Genomic DNA, 5,173 nt, shown 5'->3' on the forward strand with positions numbered 1-5,173 from the left:
CACGGCGCACATCGTGCGGATCGCCGCGCCGTCGAACGGCCGCGTCGCGTCCGGCACGATCGCCGGCAGCGCGCCCGACGCCACCGCGCAAGCCGCACCGGCCGCGCAGGCCGCTGCCGAGCCGCCCGTCGCGCAAAAGGCCGGCGAATCCGATTTCGATCTGGCCTACCGCGTGTTCCTGGCTGCCGGCGACGTGGCCGGCGCCGAGCGCGTGGCGCGTCAGGCGCTGGGCCGCGATCCGGGCTCGGCAAGCTGGCACGAGCGTCTCGCGCAGGTCGCGGAGTGGAACCACCATCCCGACGTCGCGCTGTCGAACTATCTCGCGCTCGCGCAATCGCGCGGCGACGCGCGCGCCTGGCAGCAGGTGGCGCGGCTCGCGCCCGGTGTGAACGACGAACACGCGATGCTCGCGCTGACGCTGCACCAAGCGGATCTGAACCCGACCGACGTCAAGCGCCTCGACACCGCCGTCACCGCGTTCGAGCTGAACGGCGATCCCGACGGCGCGCTGCGCTTCCTGCAGGCGCGCTTCAAGGGCCCGATCGCACAGACCGTGCGCGAACGCTACGCCACGGTGGCCGAACGCAAGGGCGACGACGACCTGGCGCTGCGCACCTGGCAGGATCTCGAGCGCGATTACGGCCCGAACGCGGCCTACGGCCTGAAGATCGCCACCATGCTCTACACGCGCACGCGCTTCGACGCGGCGCTGGCGGCCATGAACGAGGCCAAGCGCGGCGCGAAGCCGGGCGATCAGGATTTCTGGCGCTTCTATTCGATGCTCGGCGCGACCACCCAGCAGGATCGCGACACCGGTTCCGGCTATCGCGAGCTGCTGGCGAGCGGCAAGGCCAATCGCGACGATCTGCAATCGATGATCGGCTTCTACGACGAATCGCCGATCGATGCCGCGCGGCTCGCCGAATACGGTTACCACCAGACCGGCAACGTGCGGATGCTGACGCAGGCCGTCTATTACTATGAACGCGCCCATGCACGGGCGCGGATCGGCACGCTGCTCGCGTCGCTGTCGCCGGACCAACTGGCGCAGGCCGAGCAATCCGCGCCGTTCCTGCTGGCCCGCGCGCAGTACGAGCGCGACATCGGCCGCCAGGATGCGGTGGGCCGCGACGTGCAGCGCGCGCTCGCGCTCGAGCCGGGCAGCACCGAGGCGCAGGTCACTTGGCTCTGGTACCTGAACGACCGCGGCACCGAGGAACAACTGCGCGACGCGATGCGCCGCTACGCCGGCCGCGCCGAAACCGACGCGCCGCTGTGGCCGCCGATGATCGCCAGCGCGCTGCGCCTCGGCGATGGCCGCCAGGCGCTGCACTACCTGCGCATGCAGCCCCCGGCGTACCGCTCGGATCCGCTGTGGCGCCTGACGTTCGCCGACGCGCTCGAACAGGCCGGCCAGACCGACAACGCCTGGCAACTGCGCAAATCCGTCTGGCTCGAGCTGGCGCGCCGCCGCCACGATCCGAAGGCCTTGCCGCTGCCGGATTCGGAACGCGAGGATCTGGCGGGCCGCTTCGTCGCGCTGACCACGCTGTTCGGCACCGGCGACCAGTCGCGCGCCGTGCTGATCCAGATGCTGCGCGCCGATTCGGCCGGCGACGACGCCGCGCAGGGCACGCCGTATCCGTCGCAACTCGGCGATTTCGCGATGCTGCCGCCGGTCAAGCAGCAGGCGATCCGCCGCGAGCAGCGCGTGGTGTCGGCCATTGCGCGCGAGGCCGCCGTGTCGTGGGCGCAGGCCCAGAACGCGCCCGATCTCGAACACGCCTGGCTGACCAAGCTGTTCATCGACCGTAACAGCCGCCCGGTGTATGCCGAGGCGCAACTGGCGATCGACGACGGCGACGTCAATACGCTGAACCGCCTGCTCGACACGCTGCCGGACCTGATCCCGCGCCAGAACCGGGTGGACGCGCAGGTGCTGACGGGCCGCCTGACCGACGCGCAATCGAGCGCATACCAATCGCTGATCGCCACGCCGAACGACGACGTGATGCAGCAGCAGTTGCGCGAGACGGCCATGAAGAGCGCGCAATCGGTGGAGGTGGCCACGCGCTACAGCAACCAGGGCGCGCTGCACTACAACGAGCAACGCGCTTCGATCGGCGCGCGGCTGACCGACACGCAAAGCGTGCGGCTCGGCTATCGCCAGCGCGAGCAGTCGTCCGATGCGTCGACGCTGCCGAACATCCCGAGCCAGGACCGCGTGCTGGAGGCGATGTACAAGCACAACGGCCAGTACGACGACGAAACCGTCACGGTGGGCCGCCGCGAGGCGCTGCGCAACATCACGACCGCGCGCGTCGAGGGCCGGGCCCGCGTCAACTCGAAGCTGACGCTGAGCTACGCGGTCGGCTACAACCTGGACGCGACCGAAAGCTCGCAACTGACGGTGGGCGGCGTCAAGGACATGGCGTCGGTCGGCCTCAGCTACCAGCTCGATCCGCACTGGTTCGGCAGCGGCCGCTACGAATACTCGCGCTTCCACGGCCAGGACCGCACGTTCCTCGGCAGCGGCCATCTGGTCGAGTTGACGGCCGGCTACAAGATCAAGGCCGACTACCCCGATTACACGATCCGCGCGGTGTTCACGCACGGCCAGTACAGCACCGCCAACGCGGCGGTCAGCGGCCGGCTTGCGCAGATCCTGCCGGACGGCTCGCCCGCCACGGCGGCGTCGTTCATGCCGCAGACATTCACGCAGGGCGCGCTGCTGTTCTCGTTCGGCGACGATCCGAACGAAAACTACGCGAAGGGCTGGCGGCCGATGTTCTCGGCCGGGCCGGTGCGCGATTCGCGCGCGGGCTGGACGGGGCAGGTCGAGCTCGGCATGGCCGGCAGCGTCTTCGGCGGGGATCAGGCTTTGCTGTATGGGCTGTATCAAGGGGCGTCGTCGAACAGTTCGACGTCCGTCAAGGAAATCGGCGCGCGATATCGCTGGCTGTATTGAACGCAATTCTCAGGAGAAACGCATGAACACGAACCACGCATCGCGGCGCTTCCGGGCGGCCGCGCTGGTCTGCGCCGCCACGCTCGCCGTCGCCGCGCTTGGCGGTTGCGCGGTGGTCGACCGCAGCGCGGCAGTGCCCGCGTCCAAGGGCGACGCCTGGACCGTCCTGCCGATCGCGAACCACACGGAAACGCCGCAGGCCGGCCAACGTGCGGGCTCGATCGCGCAAAGCCTGCTGCGCACCTACGGTTACCAGAACGTGGTGCCGTATCCGGGCGGCGGCGACGACGAAACGCTGTTCGATCCGGCCAAGCCGGACGCGCAGCAGAACGCGCTGACCTGGGCGCGCCAGCAGAACATCCGCTTCGCGCTGACCGGCTCGGTCAACGAATGGCGCTACAAGGTGGGCGTGGACGGCGAACCGGCCGTCGGCCTGAGCTTCGACGTGATCGACGTGCAGACCGGCAAGATCGTCTGGACCGGCACCGGCAGCCGCACCGGCTGGAGCCGCGACGCCGTGTCGGGCGTGGCGCAGAAGCTCGAGCGCCAACTGCTCGCGCCGCTCGGCCGCTGAATCCGGGGTCGCGCAGACGTGACGAATCAGACATCGACATCGATCAGGCGGTGGGCATGAATACGCAGGCAAGGGGACCGGACCAGGGCGGGTCGCGGCAATCGCGAACCGTCCGCTCGACCGGCGCGGCCGCATGGTGGAGCACGCTGATCGCGCCGCCGGACGGCAGCACGCGCCGGCGCACGATCGCGCTGATCGAGACGCTCGTGGTCACGCTGATCGCGGTGGGCCTGTGCCGCGCGTTCATGGCCGAGGATCCGCTGCTGATCCATACCGGCTTCGGCTGGATCTGGCTGGTGCCGGTGATCGTGTCGCTGCGCTACGGCTCGGTGTCGGGGCTGGTGTCGGGCTTCGTGGTGCTGGCGGCCTGGTACGTGCTGTATCCGTCGGTGCCGGTGGCGGCGCCGAGCCTGCCGGCGGCGGCCGGCGCGTCGGCCGTGTTCGCGGGCGACGTCACGCTGGTGAAGCCGTTTCCGGTGGGCTTCTTCTTCGGCGGCTTCTTCCTGACGCTGCTGACGGGCCAGTTCGGCGACATCTGGATGTCGCGGCTGCGGCAGAACCGGATCGCGCACGATTACCTGTCCGAACGTCTGTCGATTCTCACGCGCAACCAGTTCATGCTGCGGCTCTCGCACGAGCGCCTGGAGCAGGATCTGTTGAGCCGTCCGGCCACGCTGCGCGATTCGCTGGCGCGGCTGCGCACGGTGGTGTTCGAGCAGTTGCCGACGCCGCCAGAGCAGGGCGAGGTGGCGCTGCGCGGCGCGCAGGCGTTCCTCGATTCGGCCGCGCAGGCGGTGCAGCTCGAAGTGGCCAGCGTGCACGCCTGGCGCCATGGCGGCCCGGCCGCCGAAGTGGCGGCCTCGGTGGGCGGCGCGCAGGCGCTCGACGTGCACGACCCGCTGGTGCGCGAGGCGATCGACACGCGCCATCTGGTGCACGTCGATGCGCAGGCGCACGCCACGCCGGCCTCGATCGGCAGCCGCTATCTGGCCTGCGTGCCGCTGCTCGACGTGAAGGGCGAGCCGGTCGGGCTGGTGGCCATCGAACGCATGCCGTTCCTGGCACTGACGCGCGACAACCTGCAGTTCCTGCTGGTGCTGTGCAACTTCTACGCCGACGGCGTGCGTCACGCCGAAGTCACGCGCGAGATGCTGGCGGCGTTCCCCGACTGCCCGCACCGTTTCGCGCTCGATTACGCGCGGCTCGTGCATCTGCGCCGCGATTCGCGCGTGCTCTCGTCGGTGGTCACGCTGGTGTTCGAGAACGACGAACGCAGCGCCGCGCTGTGCGAGCACGTGGTGCGCACGCGCCGCGCGCTCGATTCCCAATGGGAAATCGTCACGCCGCGCCATCGCGCCGTGCTGACACTGATGCCGCTGTCGGGCAACAGCGGCGCGGACGGCTACCTGCTGCGCATCGAGGACAACCTGCGCGCGCAGTTCGGCGTCGATTTCGAGAGCGCGCACGTGGCCGTCTATTCGATGAACGTGCCGGCCAAGGACCCGATGCGGCCGCTGATCAAGCTGATGGAGCACTGCGGTGTCGCCGGCTGACCCGCGCCTCCCGGCTGGCGAGGCCGACCTGGCGCCGGCCCAGTCGCGCCGCGACGGCGGTGCGCTCGGCGCGCTGCT

General features: G+C 70.0%; 3 protein-coding genes. All 3 read left to right on the forward strand.

Going from position 1 to position 5,173, the window contains the following annotated elements:
- Window positions 1-2,968, forward strand: a 2,968-nt coding sequence (locus G3N92_RS30755; RefSeq protein ID WP_206131319.1) for a tetratricopeptide repeat protein, incomplete at its 5' end; no start/stop codon positions are given.
- A gap of 22 nt (window positions 2,969-2,990) precedes the next feature.
- Entirely contained in the window at window positions 2,991-3,542 is a 552-nt protein-coding gene (locus tag G3N92_RS30760; RefSeq protein ID WP_206131320.1) for a penicillin-binding protein activator LpoB, read from the forward strand.
- Between the two features lie 56 nt (window positions 3,543-3,598).
- Entirely contained in the window at window positions 3,599-5,095 is a 1,497-nt protein-coding gene (locus G3N92_RS30765) for a PelD GGDEF domain-containing protein (RefSeq protein WP_206131321.1), read from the forward strand.
- The last annotated feature ends 78 nt before the right edge of the window (window positions 5,096-5,173 follow it).

Origin of the sequence: Burkholderia sp. Ac-20379 (assembly GCF_017104645.1) — a bacterium.
In the GTDB taxonomy this organism is placed as follows: Bacteria; Pseudomonadota; Gammaproteobacteria; order Burkholderiales; family Burkholderiaceae; genus Burkholderia.